The 19,360-nt window shown below is 54.0% G+C and carries 15 protein-coding genes, 1 pseudogene and 1 CRISPR repeat array (1 of these 17 only partly in view); of the genes and pseudogenes, 7 read left to right on the top strand and 9 right to left on the bottom strand.

What is annotated here, in order from left to right; genetic code table 11:
- Positions 1-846: a CRISPR direct-repeat array (repeat unit 29 nt; unit sequence CGGTTTATCCCCGCTGGCGCGGGGAACAC) (it extends 98 nt beyond the left edge of the window).
- A 96-nt stretch (positions 847-942) separates the two neighbouring features.
- The 8 genes from cas2e to cas3 are packed head-to-tail and all read right to left on the bottom strand — an operon-like array spanning position 943 to position 9,389.
- The gene (gene cas2e, locus PGR10_RS12780) at positions 943-1,236 is read right to left on the bottom strand and encodes a type I-E CRISPR-associated endoribonuclease Cas2e (RefSeq protein ID WP_047044269.1); all 294 of its coding nucleotides are present in this window, start codon (positions 1,234-1,236) and stop codon (positions 943-945) included.
- Positions 1,236-2,156, bottom strand: coding sequence for a type I-E CRISPR-associated endonuclease Cas1e (cas1e, locus tag PGR10_RS12775; protein WP_430923574.1), 921 nt, complete (start codon positions 2,154-2,156; stop codon positions 1,236-1,238). The genes cas2e and cas1e overlap by 1 nt, the downstream gene beginning before the upstream one ends.
- Complete coding sequence (gene cas6e, locus PGR10_RS12770; protein ID WP_113372934.1) at positions 2,153-2,803, bottom strand: type I-E CRISPR-associated protein Cas6/Cse3/CasE; 651 nt, start codon at positions 2,801-2,803, stop codon at positions 2,153-2,155. The genes cas1e and cas6e overlap by 4 nt, the downstream gene beginning before the upstream one ends.
- On the bottom strand, positions 2,785-3,531 hold the full coding sequence (gene cas5e / locus PGR10_RS12765) for a type I-E CRISPR-associated protein Cas5/CasD (protein WP_430923573.1): 747 nt from the start codon (positions 3,529-3,531) through the stop codon (positions 2,785-2,787). The genes cas6e and cas5e overlap by 19 nt, the downstream gene beginning before the upstream one ends.
- A gap of 10 nt (positions 3,532-3,541) precedes the next feature.
- A complete protein-coding gene (gene cas7e, locus PGR10_RS12760) occupies positions 3,542-4,600 on the bottom strand; it encodes a type I-E CRISPR-associated protein Cas7/Cse4/CasC (RefSeq protein WP_430923572.1) in 1,059 nt (352 codons plus the stop codon).
- Positions 4,601-4,618: 18 nt separating this feature from the next.
- A complete protein-coding gene (gene casB, locus PGR10_RS12755) occupies positions 4,619-5,161 on the bottom strand; it encodes a type I-E CRISPR-associated protein Cse2/CasB (RefSeq protein ID WP_047044258.1) in 543 nt (180 codons plus the stop codon).
- Positions 5,158-6,714, bottom strand: coding sequence for a type I-E CRISPR-associated protein Cse1/CasA (casA, locus tag PGR10_RS12750; RefSeq protein ID WP_430923571.1), 1,557 nt, complete (start codon positions 6,712-6,714; stop codon positions 5,158-5,160). The genes casB and casA overlap by 4 nt, the downstream gene beginning before the upstream one ends.
- Positions 6,715-6,725: 11 nt before the next feature.
- Positions 6,726-9,389, bottom strand: coding sequence for a CRISPR-associated helicase Cas3' (cas3, locus tag PGR10_RS12745; protein ID WP_430923570.1), 2,664 nt, complete (start codon positions 9,387-9,389; stop codon positions 6,726-6,728).
- A gap of 1,054 nt (positions 9,390-10,443) precedes the next feature.
- On the opposite strand from cas3, the gene ecpA reads away from it, so the two are divergent.
- From ecpA to PGR10_RS12710, 7 genes and pseudogenes are all read left to right on the top strand, one after another.
- Positions 10,444-11,034 (top strand): common pilus major fimbrillin subunit EcpA, encoded by a 591-nt coding sequence (ecpA, locus tag PGR10_RS12740; protein ID WP_047044252.1) that lies wholly within the window; start codon positions 10,444-10,446, stop codon positions 11,032-11,034.
- Positions 11,035-11,092: 58 nt separating this feature from the next.
- Entirely contained in the window at positions 11,093-11,761 is a 669-nt protein-coding gene (locus PGR10_RS12735; protein ID WP_087858585.1) for a hypothetical protein, read from the top strand.
- Positions 11,762-11,784: 23 nt separating this feature from the next.
- The gene (locus PGR10_RS12730; RefSeq protein ID WP_430923569.1) at positions 11,785-14,322 is read left to right on the top strand and encodes a CS1-pili formation C-terminal domain-containing protein; all 2,538 of its coding nucleotides are present in this window, start codon (positions 11,785-11,787) and stop codon (positions 14,320-14,322) included.
- A gap of 16 nt (positions 14,323-14,338) precedes the next feature.
- Positions 14,339-14,434: pseudogene (locus PGR10_RS12725) on the top strand (hypothetical protein); the annotation flags it as partial.
- A complete protein-coding gene (locus tag PGR10_RS12720) occupies positions 14,403-15,107 on the top strand; it encodes a fimbria/pilus periplasmic chaperone (RefSeq protein WP_430923568.1) in 705 nt (234 codons plus the stop codon). The pseudogene PGR10_RS12725 and the gene PGR10_RS12720, both read left to right, overlap by 32 nt.
- Positions 15,108-15,144: 37 nt before the next feature.
- The gene (locus PGR10_RS12715; RefSeq protein WP_213317166.1) at positions 15,145-16,848 is read left to right on the top strand and encodes a hypothetical protein; all 1,704 of its coding nucleotides are present in this window, start codon (positions 15,145-15,147) and stop codon (positions 16,846-16,848) included.
- A 58-nt stretch (positions 16,849-16,906) separates the two neighbouring features.
- Positions 16,907-18,523 (top strand): fimbrial adhesin EcpD, encoded by a 1,617-nt coding sequence (locus tag PGR10_RS12710; protein WP_430923567.1) that lies wholly within the window; start codon positions 16,907-16,909, stop codon positions 18,521-18,523.
- Positions 18,524-18,563: 40 nt separating this feature from the next.
- Here PGR10_RS12710 and cysH read toward each other — a convergent pair whose 3' ends face one another.
- Complete coding sequence (cysH, locus tag PGR10_RS12705) at positions 18,564-19,298, bottom strand: phosphoadenosine phosphosulfate reductase (RefSeq protein ID WP_032709016.1); 735 nt, start codon at positions 19,296-19,298, stop codon at positions 18,564-18,566.
- Positions 19,299-19,360: the final 62 nt, after the last annotated feature.

Raw genomic sequence — 19,360 nt, 5'->3', positions numbered from 1 at the left:
TTCAGCGCTAATAACCTTCTCCGCCGCTTTATCCCCGCTGGCGCGGGGAACACTGCTGATCGTCACGATTTAATGACGTCATCCACGGTTTATCCCCGCTGGCGCGGGGAACACAGAATACGCCGTTAATTCTCTCCTTCTTAATCCGGTTTATCCCCGCTGGCGCGGGGAACACCATTCCTCCAGACCTGCTGCAATTTTCAGGTACGGTTTATCCCCGCTAGCGCGGGGAACACCGCGTTCTGGTCTGGCCGTACCTGTTTAAGAACGGTTTATCCCCGCTGGCGCGGGGAACACCGCTGTCGCATCCGCGCCCGCTCACAATCTGACGGTTTATCCCCGCTGGCGCGGGGAACACCTGGAAGCCGCAACCAAAAAAGGGAAATAAGCCGGTTTATCCCCGCTGGCGCGGGGAACACATTTGCAGCCACTAAACAGCGCAAAATATACGCGGTTTATCCCCGCTGGCGCGGGGAACACTTGGCGATGATATCAAACAGGCTATTGACCAGCGGTTTATCCCCGCTGGCGCGGGGAACACCTGCCACACGTCCTCGGTTACCGGTTCCTCTGCGGTTTATCCCCGCTGGCGCGGGGAACACTTTTTCCGCCTGCTGCGTCAGGTATTCCAGGTCGGTTTATCCCCGCTGGCGCGGGGAACACAGGAAATTATTTGCAAATACGTGTGGGAGCGGCGGTTTATCCCCGCTGGCGCGGGGAACACGTCGACGACGTCCGAACGCGGATCCAATCCACCGGTTTATCCCCGCTGGCGCGGGGAACACTCAGATGAATTGAGTCCACACAGGCCAGAAATCGGTTTATCCCCGCTGGCGCGGGGAACACACTAAACATATATAACTGTTTTTTAATGTCTTTTTAAGACACCAACAATCTACCAACTTTATTCCAACAATTTCATATTATTAAAGAACATTCAACTCATTGATTTTCAATGGGAAGAAATGAAACCAGTCGTAAGCCATCCAAATCTACCGGCATGCGGCGGTTCTCTCCCCAGGTTTGAAACTCAAAACCAGATTCGCTGTTCGTTGCCCAGGCCATCACCACATTTCCGCAATCGCTAAGCTGTATCACCTGCTGCCAAATCATTTCTCGGATCCGCTTTGAGGTATCGCCAACGTAGACTCCCGCACGAACCTCCAGCAGCCAGATAGCGAGTCGCCCTCGCAGACGAGGAGGAACATTTTCCGTCACCACCATAAGCATACTCATCAGCCATGCCCTCGATGCCCGCTATCACCCATTGATTCAGGCTCCGGGATCGCCGGCGGCAGCATATCCGGCGGTGGTTGAGGTGGTTCGATTTCCCCTGCCGACAGCACCTCTTCAATCAACGGAATCAGTTTCTCGGTCAGTTGTGTGCTGCGGAAAATATCGCGACAGGCCAGCCTTACTTCTTTATCCGGTTCAGCAGGATGACGAGCGGCAATCTCAAATGCCTTGGGCACCACGGCATCAAATTTAATAATGTCAGCAATATCATAAACAAACGAAAGCGGCTTGCCGCTGTGGATAAAACCGATGGCTGGCGCATAGCCAGCCGCCAGTATCGCCGCCTCTGAAATTCCATACAGACACGACGTCGCCGCACTGATGCACTGGTTGACGATATCTCCTTTGGCCCAACCTTTCGGATCATAATTACGCCCGTGCCATTTCACGCCGTAACGCTTCGCCAACAGCGCATAGGTTTGGCGAACGCGAGATCCTTCAATGCCGCGCAGTTGTTCAACGGAACGCCGCGCGGGCGGCGCCTCGCGAAAACGCAGTTCATACATTTTGCGCACCACTTTCAGCCGCAAATCGTCATCCAGCGCCAGCTTAGCCTGGTACAACAGTTTGTCGGCCCGCGCGCCGCCGGGTTGCCCGGAAGAGTATACCCGTACACCGGCCTCCCCTACCCACACCAGCAGCGTCCCGACGGTCGAGGCCAGACGCACCGCCGCATGCGAAACCCGCGTTCCCGGCTCCAGCATAATGCAGGCTACCGACCCTACCGGGATATGGGTACGGATCCCGGTTTTGTCGATCAACACAAATGCGCCATCCAGCACATCGATCTGCCCATACTGGAGAAAGATCATCGACGTGCGATCTTTTAGCGGGATGGGATTTAGCGGCACAAAGGTCACTCGTCATCTCCGGGTTTGATCATCATCATTCCACAGCCGAAAGCCCGGCTTTTACCGTATCCCGACGCCAGCCGCTGCAAAAATAACGCTGGATCGTTAATCACCAGCGTGCCGGTATAGTCCACGCTGCTGAACTGGATCGTCTGGCGTGATTTTTCGCGGCGTATCAGCTGCTGACGATAAGCATCCACGTCGGTCTCCGCTAAAGTGAATCCACTTTGTTCACCCTGCCGGGTTAACCAGTCCAGCGCGGCCTGCCGTTGATGCGCCCAGATGTCCTTAGACTCAACGAGCCCTTTAACCTGCCGTTTGGCATCCATTAGCAAATCGTGGCGTTTGCCTGCTTTGCTAATCGTTGGGTTTGCCCGCAGGCTAAACCGCAATTTCTGCCCGACACGGAGCTGCGGATTGAACGCGCGGCTTTGGATCTCAAAAATCTCGCTCTTGGCAGGCAGCTGCGCTGACAGTACGAAGAAACGAAACGCCCCCTGTAGCTCTTCGCGCCGATACAAAAACTGCCGCTGTTGTTCTGCGGGAAAAAGCTGCCACAACCACTGGTGCATGACGTATTCACCGCGGTCCACCAGGTGCAATAGCTGTGGGGGAGAAAGCTGGCCGGTATGCAACGTTATTCTTGAGAGGTACACGTTTCCTCCTTGCTAAGCCAGGATCCCTGATTAACGGTACGCTCGCCAAATAGCCACTGCTGGCGGTTCAGCGGACAATCGCGACGGCGCAGTATTTTGTTCGCGACTAAACCGGCGTGCTCGCCCTCCCACCAGCATTGATCCTGCAACGGCCTCAGAGAAAGCCTCAATAGGCTAAATTTCTCCTGATACTGGCGATAAGCCTGGCGAAGTACATCCGCAGCGTGGCCCGCAAGCAGCAGCGGCATTAACGGTAGTGCCAACGGATGGCTTTTGCGCCCCAGATACAGCGGAAATACCGGATGGCGCAGCGCCTCCTGCAACTGCTCCAGCGTGTAAGGCGCATCCGGCGTAACCGCAACGGCAATCATCCACCAGGCATCGGTGTAATAATCGCGCCGGGAGATCAACGCGCTGAGCAATTCAGGATCCTGCAGCTCTTCACGGCGACTGAAATAGCGCGCGTTACGCACCTCTTTCGGCACCTGTACGGTGTGATAGTCTCGCGCCCAGCGCGGTTCGCTGCTGGCGCAGAGCAAAAAGGTATAGTGCTGGTTAAGGGCCCTTAACCGCTGCTCTTCTTCGCGGCGGATCCCTAATGACGCCGCCAACAGCCCCAGCAACGCAGACCGGGATGGCAGCTCATGGCTGTGGCGGACTTCGCCGGGGGCGTCCACGCCCCACGACGCCATCGGCCCATGAAGCTGAAAAACCAAATATTGGCTCATAAGCCGCCCCTTACGCGCAGATGAAATCAAGCACGTCGTTCATGCTTCCCTGCTTATTCATTACATCGAAGCGCTGAAATGCCGTCTGCTGCCCGTAGACCGTATTCATATTTTCCTGCAGGGTCGTAATGCGCTGCGCCGCGACACCCAGTTGATCGCCGCCATTAATAGGCTGATAAAATGCCGCCGCCAGTGAGCGCGGTTGCTCGGTACCTTTTTCCGCCAGCGCCCAGGACGCGTAGGCGCGGCTGGCGAAGCTGTTCTGTTTGCCGGTTGGAGAGACTTTTAGCGCTGCTTCGGTGAAGGCGCGTAGCGTTTTGTTCGCCAGTTCTTCATTACCATTGAGGTTTTTTACCAGCAGATCTTTATCAATGCAGATATAGGTATAAAACAGCGCCGAACCAAAACCCGTTTCGCCTAAGTGGCCTGCGCCAGCGTCTTCTGCCGATGCCTGGCGTAGATCATCTACGGCGGTAAAGAAATCATCTTCGACGATCGTTTCGCTGACACCGAACGCGTGCGCCACCTGGCAGGCAGCCTCAACGTTGAATTCCGGCTTATTGGCCAGCATGCGGCCAAACATGGCGATATCGACAGCCATACGGTCACGGCGTAACAGTGCGGCTTCCTCTTCCGTCGCCGGGCGTTTTTCTTCTGCCAAACGATGCGCCAGCGCTTTTACCGCCTCGAACTCTGCCGGGCTGATATGTGCCAGTTGCTCAGTTTCAGCATTCGTCAAATCGTCTTTTGGTTTCTTTTCTTCTTTTACCTTGCCAAAGCACTTGGCTATATTCTTGACGTATTCGACCGCTTTTTTCGGCTCAATACCTCGTTCCATCAGGATCTTCGCCGCCTCGCGGGCGATGCGGCCGCTGCGGATGCCAATATGACCGGCCAGCGCTTGCTCAAAAAGCTCGGAAGTACGCCATGCGCGTTTCAGGCTCTGCGATGAGATGCGCAAACGCGTCGCGCCGCCAAGCACAACGGTTTTCGGGGAACCGGTGTCGTCGCGGTTCAGGTTAGCGGCAGGATAAGCAGTCAGTAAATGAAGCTGAATAAAAGTCGTCATTTGAAGTTCCTTTTAAAATCATTCGGCATCGCCGGCCTGGTAATAGTCCAGCGCCCAGCGGATACGGATAAATTCGATTGGCCGCTGCTGACGGCGGCGGTGATTCAGTAAATCGTTTTGTTCCCTGCACCAGCGAAAGACATCATCTGCCAGCGACAACAAATTGACGGAGCCGTGCAGCAAACTTACCGCACGGCGCAGTTGGCGAAGCAGCTCGTCGGGGGTTTTGACCGCCGAAAGTCGGGCGAACCGCAACCTCGACATCACCGGGTTATCACCCGTTTTCTGTCCCAGTTGAGCGGCGAACGTCTGGCGTTCATCAATTGTTTTCACCTGCGCCGCCAGCGCCGCCACCAGCGCCAACGCGGTAAAGCGCCACTCCTTCCCCTCGGTATTCCACAGAGAATGCGTTTGCATCATCAGGGAGCGGAAGCCTTCCGACAAACAAACATCGTTCAGCGTCGCGCTACGCCGCAGGCTGGCCCGCAGCCCACGCTTCTCCTGCAGCTCTTCATGCCATTGACGCAGCGTGGCCTTATGTTCATCACTTACAACATTCATTGCGCAGCCTCCTGCTTTTTAGTCCTGGCGGCTTTTGCACTCTTCTTTTCGTCCGAAGTAGCGAAATATTTTTTTCGCGCGGTCATGCAGCGCGCCAGATCGTTGTTTTCATAGGGATTGGTAAAAACGCGATCGTCAAAGCAGCGACGAACGAATAACCACAACTCGCTTTGCCATTTATCCAGCCGCTCCTGCGCGGGTTGGCCATCCTCCAGTTCGTTGATGAGATTCAAAAAGCGCGGCTGGGTCTGGTTCCAGAAATCGATATCGATAAAGCTGAAGTCGCCGCGCGCGCCTTTGGGGTCGTCAAACCACGCCTCTTTTAGCGCGTTGCGCAGCAGGCTAAGCAGACGTATGGCGGTTTGCGTGGCTTTGCGTAAATGCGGGATCGTGCTTTCATCCATCAACAACGGGAAATGATGTTCGTACCAGCAGCGAATCTTCATGTTGTCGAAGTCGGCGCCGAATCCCCACAAGCCGGCTTTTATATTGTTGAGGCCGCGCGCGTTGAACGCCTTGACGACCAAGGCCGGGAATTCGCTGTTGTTTTCCGTTTGATTGTCCTGGCTTAACCCCAGCCAGTCGCGCCAGATAAGCCCGCCGGGCTGTGGTTTGACGGAAAAGAAGCCGCCATCGCCTTTCAGCGCCAGGCGATACGGCGTGAGCGGGTGGCGCCAGCCATCATAGTTTACGCCGTAGTTTTTGACCGCCATCTGACTGAGTAGCGCATCGCTTTCGCTGCCGCAGATATCGCAACTCCCTCGCTGGGTGGAGACGAAATCCAGACGGATACGGCGCGGCATTCCCCAGTACGCCTGCAGCTTATCAACCTGCTCAGGGGTGGTGATGGCGCTGGCCTGCTCGCTGGTGCGCGTCGGAGCAAGCCATGGGAAAACAGACTCATCCCAGGCGCCAGGTAACGGCATATCCGCGGCATCCTGCGGTAGTACGTTGAGCCACAACTTGCGCCACAATGGGGTGAGACGCTCACCTTTATACTCCTGCAGTTCGATAAGCGTGGTCAGCGGCCCGCCGCCGCGCAGCCCGGTGCGGTAGCCTTTGCCTCCCGACGGCGCATTAAGCTGCAGTGAGAATAACGCCAGCGCCGCGCAGTGCGGGCAAAAGCGCCCCGTGACGCCGCGTTTAACAAAATGGTCTTTATTAAACTTAATAGTCTGCGCGCCAGGAACATCCGGCAACAGAGAAGCAATCGGTATCTCACCCCCCGCTAACGAATCGAAATCCTGCATAAATGCGGGCGCATCCGGGCCAAACTGGAAGGCTGCCTCCAGCGGCGCTAATGCCGCGGCGAGCGTATCCGCGCATAACCCATCTTCCCAGATATCTTCCCAACCCTTGCGGTTTTTGGGCGCCATCGCGCTCTGCAACAGCCCCACCAGGAATTGCCAGGCAGCGCCTTGTAAATCCGCTCGCGTGGCGGCGATATCCACCACGTTTTCATCCGCCAACCCGATCGGCGCCAGCTTACCCGTGATGCCATCGCGATAACGGACCGGAAGCCAGGAAGTTGTTAAAAGAGAGAAACTATTCATGTGGTTAGCTGCTAGACCTCCATTATTCCGATTAATCCTTCACTGGCCGAATAACCGCAGGCGGGTGAATCCGTTACCATAATCACGATGGCGAAATCCGGGTTCTGGTGCTGCTCTACACACCACCGCTGTAGCGGTTCACCGTCCAGAAGCGCGAATTCTGACTTATGTTTACGCCACCAGCTTTCGCGTACCCGCAACATGCTCATTTCCCACGGATGCGCGCCGCAGGCATATGGCAGCAATTGCCCACCTTCGCTTTTCGCCAGCCACAGCGTGACTGATTCTTCCGCCAGGCGGGTCGAGAGTTTGTCAGCCAGGAAATCACTGCTATCGGGGCTATATCCCGGCTTAAAATTCAGGAGCATTTGATGGGCAAACGCGCGGTCGCAATAATATTTCGCCTGCTGCGTTTGCTCTGCTTTAGCTAATCCGTCGGGAATGGCGATATCTTCCCCGTAAACGGATTCAATCAACAATCGGGCAGATTGCGGCATCCGAATGGCCCCCTGCTGTCGCAAAACGCGCTGCGTCAGCCACAGACGGCCATGATCGGGATAGACATAAGCGCTGTTGGGCATCGCGCTGCTCAGCCACTCTTCCTGCGGCGCGTCATTCCATTGCGGAGCGAGGATCAGAAGCTGCGGCGCTGCACGCTCGTCTTTACCGCCGTCCTTCAGCCGACCGTGACGGTCGCGAATGTGGCGCTGTAGGCGGCCGGCACGCTGAATCAGTAAATCGATAGGCGCCAAATCGGAGATCATTTCGTCCATATCGATATCCAGGCTCTGCTCTATGACCTGGGTGGCAATGAGCACCCTACCCGCCCGTAGCGAGCAACCGCACTTACCAAATTGCGATAGCGTTTCCGTCTCAATTCGTTGGCGGTCATAAAAGGCGAATCGGCTATGAAATAAAGAGATTTTTTCGGCGGGAATCACGCCTCTCGCCAGCAGTTGGCGATAGATGCGCACGGCGTCGTCGATTGAATTGCGTATCCAGGCGATACAACGCCCTTCGCTGGCGGATTGCTCGATACGGGCAAGGCAGGCGTCTTCGTTATCCAGCCAGCCGATATCTACGCTGCGCTCGACCTCTTTGCGGGTCGCAACATGGCGGGAAATAATCTCCTGACCTGCGACTTGCGTCAGCCAGGGGTAGTCTTCATAACTCAATAACGGCGCGTCAGCGGTATAGCCGCTGCCGCGACTAAAGGCGGTCACAAGCTTTTCGCGCTGCTGTTGCGATAGCGTCGCGGAAAGCAGAATGACGCAATTGCCACTGCGCGCCTGTTGTTCAATCAGGCTTTCCAGGATCCGCGACATATAAGCATCGTAGGCGTGGATCTCGTCGGCCAGCAGCACTTTATTGTCAAGCCCCAGCAACCGCAGATTATTATGTTTAAAAGGCATCACCGCCATCATGGCCTGGTCGAGCGTACCGACGCCCACCTCCGCCAGCAGCGCTTTTTTATTGCTATCGGCAAACCATGCGGCGCAGCCCTGGCTAAAAGGTTGAGCATCATCAGGCTCTTCCGAACCGGAGAAATCGCCGGACCAGATGGTCTGATTAAAGCTATCCATCAAGCCGCGTGCGCTGTGGGCCAGCATCAGGCTTGGAAGCGCGCCGGGTTGATAGAGCGCCAGCCACGATTGCGCTAAACGCTCAAACATGGCATTGGCCGTAGCCATGGTCGGCAGACCGAAAAACAGCCCCTGCGCCTTTCCGGCAGACATCAAACGGTGGGTCAGGATTAACGCCGCCTCCGTTTTACCTGCGCCGGTAACATCCTCAAGGATAAACAACTGCGGCCCCGGTTGACTGATATCCAGATCCAGTACCGCCTGCTGAAGCGGCGTAGGGTGCTGAATAAAAGGAAATAATGCGTCTATTCCCCTAAATGGCGCAACCTCCGCTGCAGGCGGAAAAACGTGCATCGCTTGTTCTGCCTGCGAGTATGCCTTCCGCCAGTAAACTTCCAGCGGCATGCGTTGGGAAACTCGCGGGAAAAAGCGGGTCGAGGAGCCCGTCCAGTCGGCCAGCACGACCGCGGCGGAAATAAACCACGACAGCTGGTTGAACTGCTCAATACCTTCATCGTCATCCCAGCACGGCGGAATATTAACGCGCGGAAACAGCGCCTTAATGGCTAACAGAAAGTCGTGCGCCGCTTCAATATCAGCGGGAAGAAAATTATCCAGATCGCGCATCCCCACCGGTGGACGCCCATGGTGTCCGGTGGTTAACGGCATCCACATTGCAATAACGCGTTTAAGCTTTCGCGTAGGAAGCCGGGAGTTAGGGAATAGTTCAGGGCATTCGCTTAGACAGGTGTTCCATAACCAGTAACCCAGCGTTGAATGCGGTATTGTTTCATAGTCCCGACGGCTTTCGACAGTCGCGGCAAGATTGTCATTGGTATAGAGTTGCTGGAAGGAACGGGCAAACTTTCCACAGTCATGCCAGCATAATAACCAGGCAAAGAATTGAGCGGCAGCCTCAATATCGATGAGGCCCAAACGACGAAAATAATCCGCGAGGCCATAAATGTTATTCTTTACCATCCAGTAGCCCATCGCGGCTACATCCAAAGAATGCCAGCATAGCAGGTGATAATCGTCGCCTCCGCCAGCATCTCCCCGTCGGGTTTTCCCCCAGTGCTTATAAATTGACACGGCATATCCAGTGGTATAATAAAAATCGAATATGCAATTTACTCTTTTAAACCATTTAAAAGATGACCTCCCTCAATATAATTACTTATTATTCACACACATAAACAGCCATATAACATTCATAAAACCAATCAAACAACTGCATCAACACAAATATCATAACCAGGAAAACAGACATTCTTATGAAAAATGATATGAATCAGTCTAAACATCAAACAATGAAACCTCATTAATACAAAGATGATGTTATAGAAAAATATCATCTCTAAATTCACAAAACTCAACAATTCAAATTTCAGAATTATAAATTAACATTTAGCAATATCACCTACAAAAGCATTCACTCGGATTATTACTGACAATAAAAATCACCCGCCATCTTCGCCATCAACATACCCATAATAACTAATATGAGTTAAACACATTCTTCAAAAAAATGAGAGCAAAGCAAAGAAAACCATTCGACGTACTAAAGTGAATTTAGGAAAAACGAACAATATGTAAAATCAAAAAACGAACAAACACACGCATTCAGTTGAAATAAAAGGAATTTAACGACCTATAAAAAGAATAAAATTGAAGCTGATAAATAGAAATTCATATACCACACCCCTTAATCATAACCGTGCATGATTACATCACAATGTTGATGAAGACACCACATTGACTTGTTCATGTTAAGCGAATACATTTTATCTCATCGACAACACGCTATCTCAAAAAATAATAAGCCTTATTCCATTAAGCGTATAATTGATAACGTGACATTGCAGGTGTTTATAAAATTAATGGGTGCAATAAAATTAACACATATATTCATGTAACATAATTCATATACGCCAGTCGCAGGCAGCCCCATTACTTAAAAGGCCAATTAATAAAAGCCCGTTGATTTGATTATAGAAATTTAAAAACCTCTGGGATAAAGAACCATATAAAACATAGTCAGGATGGTTCTTTGAGTAATTAACTAAACCATTTGTATTACCGCGTATTAATGACTAATGCGTAATCTAGGGCTCCGGCCCTTAATTTTAAATCAGGATGAATTGTTATGAATAAAAAGGTTCTTGCTATAGCTCTGGTCGCTGCATTTGCAGGTATGGGTGTGGCTCAGGCAGCAACAAGCGTCACCGCGCAATCCGTTGCCACCTGGTCCGCAACCGCTAAAAAAGATACCACCAGCAAACTGGTTGTTACTCCGCTGGGAAGCCTGACTTTCCAGTATGCTGACGGCATCAAAGGCTTTAACACTCAGAAAGGTCTGTATGACGTCACCGTTGAAGGCGACACCACTGCAACTGGCTTCAAACTGACCTCCCGTCTGCTGACCAACACCCTGACTCAGCTGGATACTTCCGGTTCCACCCTGAGCGTGGGCATCGATTATAACGGCACCGCCATTGATAAGGCTTCCGATACCGTGATGATCGATACCGCGAACAACATTCTGGGCGGTAACCTGAGCGCCCTGTCCAACGGTTATAACACCGCGGGCCGTACCAGCGCACAGGACAGCTTCACCTTCTCCATCAACGGCGGCACCTCCGACGGTAAGACTGCTGTAACTGATTACAGCACCCTGCCGGAAGGTATCTGGAGCGGCGACGTTAGCGTGCAGTTCGACGCAACCTGGACCAGCTGATTTTTTTATATTGCATCAAGCAGGGGTCGCTCCCCTGCTTTTTCATGGATGAAATCATATGAAATATCGTCTTCTGGCAGTCTGTCTGTTTTTAAGCGGGATCGCTCCCGCCAGTGCGCTGGACGTGGGGGATATTTCCTCTTTTATGAACAGCGGCAGCAGTACGCTAAGTAAAGAAGTTAAGAATACGACCGATAGCGGTCGCCTGATTACTATTCAGCTTGAACGCCTCTCCTCCCCGCTGGAAGATGGCCGCGTGATCCCAATGTCATCGCGAGATGAAGTGCTACAAACTCCCGCCAGCCTGCTGATGCCGGCAAAGAGCAGCGAACAAATCCGCTTTTTCTATAAAGGCCCTGCCGATGACCAGGAGCGCTATTACCGCATCGTCTGGTTCGATCAGGCCCTGGGCGACGCGCAAAAAACCGGCGCCAGGCGCAATGCGGTAGCCACGGCTTCCGCCCGCATCGGCACCATTCTGGTCGTCGCGCCGCGCAAGGTGAACTTCCGCTATCAGTATAACAACGGCTTAATGACCAATACCGGTAACGCCACGTTGCGCATCCTGGCCTACGGCCCTTGCCTGAAGGCCGCCGACGGTAAGGAATGCAAAGAGAGCTATTTCCTGATGCCGGGCAAAGACCGCCGCTTCACCCGCGTAAATGTCGCAGATAAAAAAGGGCGAGTCGCGCTGTGGCAGGGCGAGCAGTTTGTACCAGTAAAATAGATTAATAACCATGGGATAGGGATATGTCCTCATTATGGAATCGTCATGGACGTCGTGTATTAATCACGTCCGGAATTGTCGTGTTTTCGTCTCCCTGTTTCGTTATGGCTGACGCAGAAAAAATATCGCAGATTGGCGGCGTTATTATTCCCCAAACGTTTCGCGTGGCGCTGCAAGACGGCATGAGCCTGCCGCTGTTTATTCACCTCGAAGGCAATAGTGGAACGCAGGACGACCAGCGCATCGGTAGCGCTTTTATCTGGCTGGATAACGGTAAGGTGCGCCTACGACAAATCCGTCTGGAAGATAAAGAGCAAAACGCCACCGTCAGCGATCAGATCAGGCAAACGCTGACGCAAATGGCGGATGAACCCTTTAACAAATCGCTGAGCATCCCGCTGTCCGCCGACGCTAAGCTTCAGTTCGACCTGCGCCGGCTACTGCTGCAGTTGGTGGTTAAAAAAGGGGCGCTTGGCACCGTGCTGCGCTCGCGTAGCGAAGATATCGGCCAGTCCAGCGTGGACGGCCTGAGCAGTAGCCTCACCTACAACCTCGGGGTCTACAACAACCAGATGAGCAGCGGCGGCGATAGCACCTCCAGCTATCTGTCATTGAACAACGTTATCGCATTGCGCGAACACCATCTGGTACTGGACGGTTCGATATACGGCGCCGGGACCAGCAATCAGAATCAGCAGTTGTATAAAGCAATGTACGAGCGAGATTTCGCTGGCCACCGTTTTGCCGGCGGTATGCTCGACACCTGGAATTTACAGTCGCTCGGCCCAATGACCGCCATTTCCGCGGGTAAAATATATGGCGCCTCTTGGGGGAACCAGGCCAGCTCTACGGTATTTGATAACAGCCAGTCGGTCACCCCGATCGTCGCCTTTTTATCCGCCGCCGGTGAAGTACATCTGAAGCGCGATGGCCGCCTGCTCAGCGTGCAGAACTTTGCGATGGGTAACCACGAAGTGGATACCCGCGGGCTGCCCTACGGGATCTACGATATTGAAGTTGAAGTCATCATTAACGGCCGCTCGGTCAGCAAACGCACGCAGCGAGTCAACAAGTTGTTCTCCCGCGGGCGCGGCGCGGGCGCGCCGCTGGCCTGGCAGGTATGGGGCGGCAGCTTCCATATGGACCGCTGGTCGCAAAGCGGCAGAAAAACACAAGAGGCGAAAGATACCTGGTTGGCCGGCGTGTCTTCCTCCGGCGCTATCAGCACCCTCAGCTGGTCCGCGACCGGTTATGGCTACGACACCAGCGCTGTGGCCGAAGCGCGCTTTACTCTGCCGCTGACCAACGCCATTAACGTCAATTTGCAAAATATGGCGGCCAGCGACGGCTCATGGAGCGCCATCAGCAGCGTGAGCGCTACGCTACCAGGCGGTTTCAGCTCTATTTGGGTCAACCAGGAGAAAACCTCGATTGGCGACACGCTGCGCCGTAGCGATGCCGATAACCGGGCCATTGGCGGCTCGTTAAACCTTGGTTCGCTGTGGTCAAAACTGGGTACTTTCAGCATCAGCTACAACGACGACCGAGAAAACAACAGCCACTACTATACCGCGGATTACTATCAGACTATCTATAGCGGCTCATTCGGCTCTCTGGGTCTGCGCGCCGGGATCCAGCGCTTTAACAACTCGGGAAGCAGCAGCAATAGCGGCAGCGATACCGGGAAATATATCGCCCTTGACCTATCTCTGCCGCTCGGCAACTGGCTCAGCGCCGGCATGTCGCACCAGAACGGCTATTCAACAGCTAACCTCTCCGCGCGTAAGCGCTTTAAAGAAGGCCCAATTCGTACCATCGGCGCCAATATGTCGCGGGCGGTTTCCGGCAATACCGGCGATGACAAAACCCTCAGCGGCGGCGCCTATGCGCAGTTCGAAACCCGCTATGCCAACGGCACGCTGAACGTCAACAGCGGCGCCGATGGCTATGTGAATACCAACCTGAGCGCCAGCGGCAGCGTCGGCTGGCAGGGAAAACATATCGCCGCCAGCGGCCGCACCGACGGCAACGCCGGGGTGATTTTCCATACCGGTCTGGAGGATGACGGTCAGCTGAGCGCCAAGGTTAATGGCCGCATCGTGCAGCTCTCCGGCAATCGCAACTATCTGCCGCTGTCGCCATACAACCGTTATGAAGTGGAACTGCAGAACAGCAAAAACTCGCTGGACAGCTACGACATCGTGAGCGGACGTAAAAGCCGCCTGACGCTCTATCCGGGCAACGTGGCGGTGCTGGAGCCGGAAGTGAAGCAGATGGTCACGGTGTCCGGGCGCATCCGCGCCGAGGACGGCAGCCTGCTGGCGAATGCCCACATCAGCAACCATATCGGGCGTACCCGCACCGACGATAACGGCGAGTTTGTGATGGATGTTGATAAGAAATTCCCGGTCATCGACTTCAACTACGGCAAAGGACAGAGCTGCGAAGTGGCGCTGGATCTGAACCAGGCGCGCGGCGCGGTATGGGTTGGCGACGTGGTGTGCAGCGGCCTGCAAAGCTATGCGGGCATGCAGGAAAAGGAAGATGGGCATGAAAGCTAATGGGTTGTTAGGGTTAATTTCGCAGAACACGCCGGATAACAGCGTGTGGTACGGCGACGTAAGCGCCTCAGGAGAAATTCATGTACAAACGACGTGGCGCGACAATAATTAGCCGCCTGCGGGCGGCAATTTGCCTGCTGGCGCTGGGTCTGCCGCTGGCCGCGCAGGCGATGTCGGTCGGTAATCTGACCTTCTCCCTCTCCCCGGAGGCGGCGTTTGCCGCCAAGCGGGTGCTGAACAACAACAAAAGCGCGCGCCTGTACCAGGTGTCGGTGAGCGCCATCGACCGCCCCGGCGGCAAAGAGGTGCGCTCCCGCCCGGCGGACGGCGAGCTGCTGTTCGCCCCGCGGCAAATAACCCTGCAGGCCGGAGAAGGCGAATATTTCAAATTTTACTACCACGGCCCGAAGGATAACCGCGAACGTTATTACCGGGTCATGTTCCGCGAAGTTCCCTCCTTTAACCACGTGGCGCGTAAGGCATCGGGTGCCGGCGTTAGCATGGAGCCGGTGGTGGTAATGGACACTATCCTGGTGGTGCGCCCGCGCGAAGCGAACTTCAAATGGACCCTCGACCGGGCGAGCGGCACCCTCAGCAATACCGGCAATACCTGGTTCAAGCTGCTGATTAAGCCGGGATGCAACACCACGGAAGAAGAAGGGGACGCCTGGTACCTGCGCCCTGGCGATGTCGTCCGTCAGCCGGGGCTACGCCAGCCGGGCAACCACTATATCGTCTATAACGAAAAATTTATCAAAATAACCGACGACTGCCCGGTGAAGTGAAATACCGGCGCGGTGATCGACATGGCAGGAGGCCAGTATGAAAATTAAAGGATTAGCAGGGTTAATGGCGCTGGTCGCGGCGCTGTACGCGGCGCAGGCCGGGGCGGCGACGAAAGTTGTCCAGGGGGCGAAGTCCAACGGCTTTTACTATATTGAGGACCAGATAGACGGCGGTTTCTTTGTAACCAACAACGGAACGCTTGAACCTGAAATCGGCGGGACGAACCACTGGATAAGCACCCTGGATTATGACAACGGCGGCGACGTATTTCTCCAGGAAACGCTGGGCTATATTAGCGCCAATAGTTTGAGTTTGAGGCAAAACACGACGAACCTGGGCTTGAGCGATATGTGGCTGGAAAACTCGCCGGTCTCCTATCCCATCGTGGGCCTGGTATGCGGTCATTTTAATGGTGGAGATTGCCAGAGTACTGGCACTACCCTTTCAGAGGCCACGGATGCGCAAGGCGTGTACGGCGCAAAGCCCTCGAATCTCGGTATAATATTCAGCCTGGACGGTGTTATGTCTGACGCCTTTTACTCCTACCTGCAGCAAATGGGCACAGGCGGAAGTTTCACCACCACCATTAATGAATGCGCCACTGTAAGTTCGAGCTACGACACCAGCGCCGGCGCCCGCTGTAAAGACCAGAGCGATGCGACATGGTACGCCACGGATGTCACCTACACCAAAGCCGGGCACCTGCGGCTGCTCAACACCAACGCCATGGATGAAGTCTTTATCAATAGCGACGGCGTCCCCACTCCCGGCGAAGGCAATACCAACTGCTGGGTGCAGACCGTCGGCGGTATTAACGGCCTCTCCTGTAAGATGGTGAACTATAGTCTGGAGAGCAACGGTTCAGGTGATAGTATCCGCTTCGCCCCGGTCATTAATAATCAAGCGTTGCTATCCTCAACGACCGTCGGCGATATGCAGTTCAGCCTTGACGGCAATAGCTGGAAAGCGGTGGATATGACCAGCCCCACGAAAGGAAGTTATTTTTCCAATTCTGCTTATTATTACACCCTAAATGAGCTAGCCTCTTCCAGCACAATATACGTTTTCTTCTCGCAGAATTTTTTCAAGAAGATGGTGGCTTCCGGCATCAGTGATATCGACAGCCGCGATATGCTCTATTTTCGTATGCTAAACGTAAAAGCTGACGCCCGCGTCACGCAAGGTGGCAGAGCCTTCGACTTTAACACCTCCAATTCACTGGAGATAAAACCCCGCGAATTCAGCATCAATATCTCCTCTGAAGACTACAGCGACGCCCCAACGCGCGAAGGCTACGTTGGCCGCGATGAACCCTCGCTGGACTTTAACTATATCGTTACCACCAGCGGTAAGACCGCCGCCGACGAGGTGCTGATTAAAGCCACCGGACCGACGCAGCAAATTAACGGCCGCGCCTACTGTATCTTCAGCGCCGACGACAGCACCATCAAGGTTCCCTTCCCGGCCACGCTCTCCTTCACCAAACAGGATGGCAGCATCAAGACCTATGACGCGGGCTGCGACGGCAGCTGGCGCGATATGACCGACGCGCTGTGGCTCACTTCGGCATGGACCGATATCTCCGGCGAACCCGGCGTTATGGAAAAAGCCACGGTGAAATTTTCGATTCCCATGAATGATGATATTTCGCAGAAAACGCTGGATAACAACGAGTGGTACGGCGACGTCAGCGCCTCAGGAGAAATTCACGTGCAGGCCACGTGGCGCGATATTAATTAACCTCCGGGCTGATTAAAGCCTGGAATTACTCTAAAAAATTGGTAAACAGAGCATTACCATGAAAATAAACCACTGGGGCATTTTGGGGCTGGCCGGCGCGTTATTTCACGTCGCGCCATCGGCTATGGCTGATACGCAGCAAACGACGTTATTCGTTGAAAATAATATCGACAGTAGCTTTTTTATTACTTACACCGGTAGCGAAGTTGTTATTTCCGGCTCCAACCGCTGGGGCAGCATGCGTTTGCGCTCGGCAGGATATCAAACTTCCCTCGGATATATTTCAGACAACCAATATTTTGCTACACAAACCGAGGGAGATTTATGGCTGGATAATCCGCCAATTTCCTATCTGATGACAGGACAAAGTTGTGATTCATATGGGCCGTCAGCCAGAAGCGGTTGTGATGAAAGCACCTCGACCCTACCCGGAGCTGTTGTGGAGAAGAACGGTATTTACGGTGCCAAAGTGGATACAAACCTCAGAGGGACCTTATCAGAGGCTTTTTACCAGTATATGCAGCAAATGCCAACCGGCAGCAGCTTTTCAATGGTGATGTATACCTGTGCGACAAGCACAACCTACGACCCGACGAGCACCTGGCGCTGTTCCCGGGTAGCCCCTTTCTATAGCTCTGCCACTGTAACTATTACTAAAAGCGCTCACCTTACGCTTATTAACACCAATTCTGTTGATGAAGTCTTTATCAATAGCGATGGCGTACCCACGCCCGCCGAAGGAAATACCAACTGCAAATTGCAAACCGTAGGCGCCCATTCAGGATTGGCCTGCAAGATGGTCTCTTATAGTCTGGACGGCGGTGGCGGGGCGCAAACCGTTCTGGTTTATCCGATGATCCTTAATAGTGCGCTGGCGGCAATTGTCCCTTCGCAGGGATCGTATGATATGCAGTTTAGTCTTGACGGCAGTACGTGGAAACCGGTGAGCAATTCGAGCGTACAGAGCTACACACTAGGGGAACTGACGTCGTCCAGCGCGATTTATTTCTTTTTTTCCGAAAGATTATTTAAAAAAATGGTGGAGTCAGGCATTACTGACACCGATAGCAAAGATTTGTTGAATTTACGCATCGAAAGGCCGAACGGCACTCCTACAATCAGTAGGATGTATGAATTTACCACGTCTAATTCACTGCTAATTAAGCCGCGCGATTTCAGTATTAGCATTACCGCTAAAGACTATAGCGACGCCCCTTCGCTTGCTGGTTACGTTGGCGAGGACGAACCCTCATTAGATTTTAACTACATTGTCACTACTACCGGTAAAACCGCCGCCGATGAGGTACTGATTAAAGCCACCGGCCCGACGCAGCAAATTAACGGCCGCGCCTACTGCATCTTCAGCGCCAACGACGGCAGCATTAAAGTGCCCTTCCCGGCTACGCTTTCCTTCAGCAAACAGGATGGCAGCATCAAGACCTATGACGCGGGCTGCGACGGCAGCTGGCGCGATATGACCGATGCGCTATGGATAACCTCGGCGTGGACCGATATCTCCGGCGAGGCAGGGACGATGGACAAAGCTACGGTGAAATTTTCTATTCCGATGAACGATGAAATTTCGCTGAAAACGCTGGATAACAATGAGTGGTACGGTGATGTCAGCGCCTCCGGAGAGATCTACGTTCAGGCCACGTGGCGCGATATAAATTAAGCCTTTGGCGGCTTTCGCCGCCAAGTCTGCCACATAACACTTAGCCTTCGTGTAATCCGCACTCGCGCTTGAGGCCAAAGAAGCGGGTCTCTTCTTCCGCCATACCGGGCTCCCATTTACGGGTGGTGTGAGTGTCACCGACGGACAAATACCCCTGCTCCCAGAGCGGGTGGTATTTCAGGCCGTGCTTTTGCAGATACTGATAAACCGTCCGGTTATCCCAGTCGATAATCGGCAGCAGCTTAAAGACGCCGCGCTGGATAGCCAGTACCGGTAAATGCGCCCGGCTGCCGGACTGCTCGCGGCGCAGGCCCGCGAACCAGGTGCGGGTATTGAGCTCCTTCAGCGCCCGGTTCATCGGCTCCACTTTGTTGATTTCATTGTACTTCTCAATGCCTTCAACGCCCTGCTCCCACAGTTTGCCGTAACGCGCTTCCTGCCAGGCGGCGCTTTCCGTCGCCCGGTAGACTTTAAGGTTCAGGTTGAGCTTCTCGGTCAATTCATCAATAAACTGATAGGTTTCCGGGAACAGATAGCCGGTATCGGTCAGGATCACCGGAATGTCCGGGCGCAGCTGGTTCACCAGATGCAGGCTGACCGCCGCCTGAATACCAAAGCTTGAAGAGAGCGCATAGTCGCCGGGCAGGTTTTCCAACGCCCATGCCACGCGTTCTTCGGCGCTGAGTTTTTCCAGCTGAGTGTTAACTTCCGCCAGCGCCATGACGCGTTCTACTTTCGGTAGCTCATTCAGCGCGTTTAGATCGAGTTTGGACATAGATTCCTCACTGTGTGCCTTGCCTGACGGCGCTTCGCTTATCAGGCCTACGCGAACGGTAG

It is taken from the genome of Klebsiella sp. 141198, from assembly GCF_050600785.1.
Classification (GTDB): Bacteria; Pseudomonadota; Gammaproteobacteria; order Enterobacterales; family Enterobacteriaceae; genus Klebsiella; species Klebsiella aerogenes.
This window is presented reverse-complemented; position numbering and strand designations above follow the sequence as displayed.

What these genes read in the sequence shown, in the direction of transcription:
- PGR10_RS12735 (WP_087858585.1), top strand. Translation starts at nt 11,093, where the DNA reads ATGAAATATCGTCTTCTGGCAGTCTGTCTGTTTTTAAGCGGGATCGCT.
- cas2e (WP_047044269.1), bottom strand. Translation starts at nt 1,236, where the DNA reads ATGAGTATGCTTATGGTGGTGACGGAAAATGTTCCTCCTCGTCTGCGA.
- casA (WP_430923571.1), bottom strand. Translation starts at nt 6,714, where the DNA reads ATGAATAGTTTCTCTCTTTTAACAACTTCCTGGCTTCCGGTCCGTTAT.
- PGR10_RS12715 (WP_213317166.1), top strand. Translation starts at nt 15,145, where the DNA reads ATGAAAATTAAAGGATTAGCAGGGTTAATGGCGCTGGTCGCGGCGCTG.
- cysH (WP_032709016.1), bottom strand. Translation starts at nt 19,298, where the DNA reads ATGTCCAAACTCGATCTAAACGCGCTGAATGAGCTACCGAAAGTAGAA.
- ecpA (WP_047044252.1), top strand. Translation starts at nt 10,444, where the DNA reads ATGAATAAAAAGGTTCTTGCTATAGCTCTGGTCGCTGCATTTGCAGGT.
- cas7e (WP_430923572.1), bottom strand. Translation starts at nt 4,600, where the DNA reads ATGACGACTTTTATTCAGCTTCATTTACTGACTGCTTATCCTGCCGCT.
- PGR10_RS12720 (WP_430923568.1), top strand. Translation starts at nt 14,403, where the DNA reads ATGTACAAACGACGTGGCGCGACAATAATTAGCCGCCTGCGGGCGGCA.
- PGR10_RS12710 (WP_430923567.1), top strand. Translation starts at nt 16,907, where the DNA reads ATGAAAATAAACCACTGGGGCATTTTGGGGCTGGCCGGCGCGTTATTT.
- PGR10_RS12730 (WP_430923569.1), top strand. Translation starts at nt 11,785, where the DNA reads ATGTCCTCATTATGGAATCGTCATGGACGTCGTGTATTAATCACGTCC.
- cas5e (WP_430923573.1), bottom strand. Translation starts at nt 3,531, where the DNA reads ATGAGCCAATATTTGGTTTTTCAGCTTCATGGGCCGATGGCGTCGTGG.
- casB (WP_047044258.1), bottom strand. Translation starts at nt 5,161, where the DNA reads ATGAATGTTGTAAGTGATGAACATAAGGCCACGCTGCGTCAATGGCAT.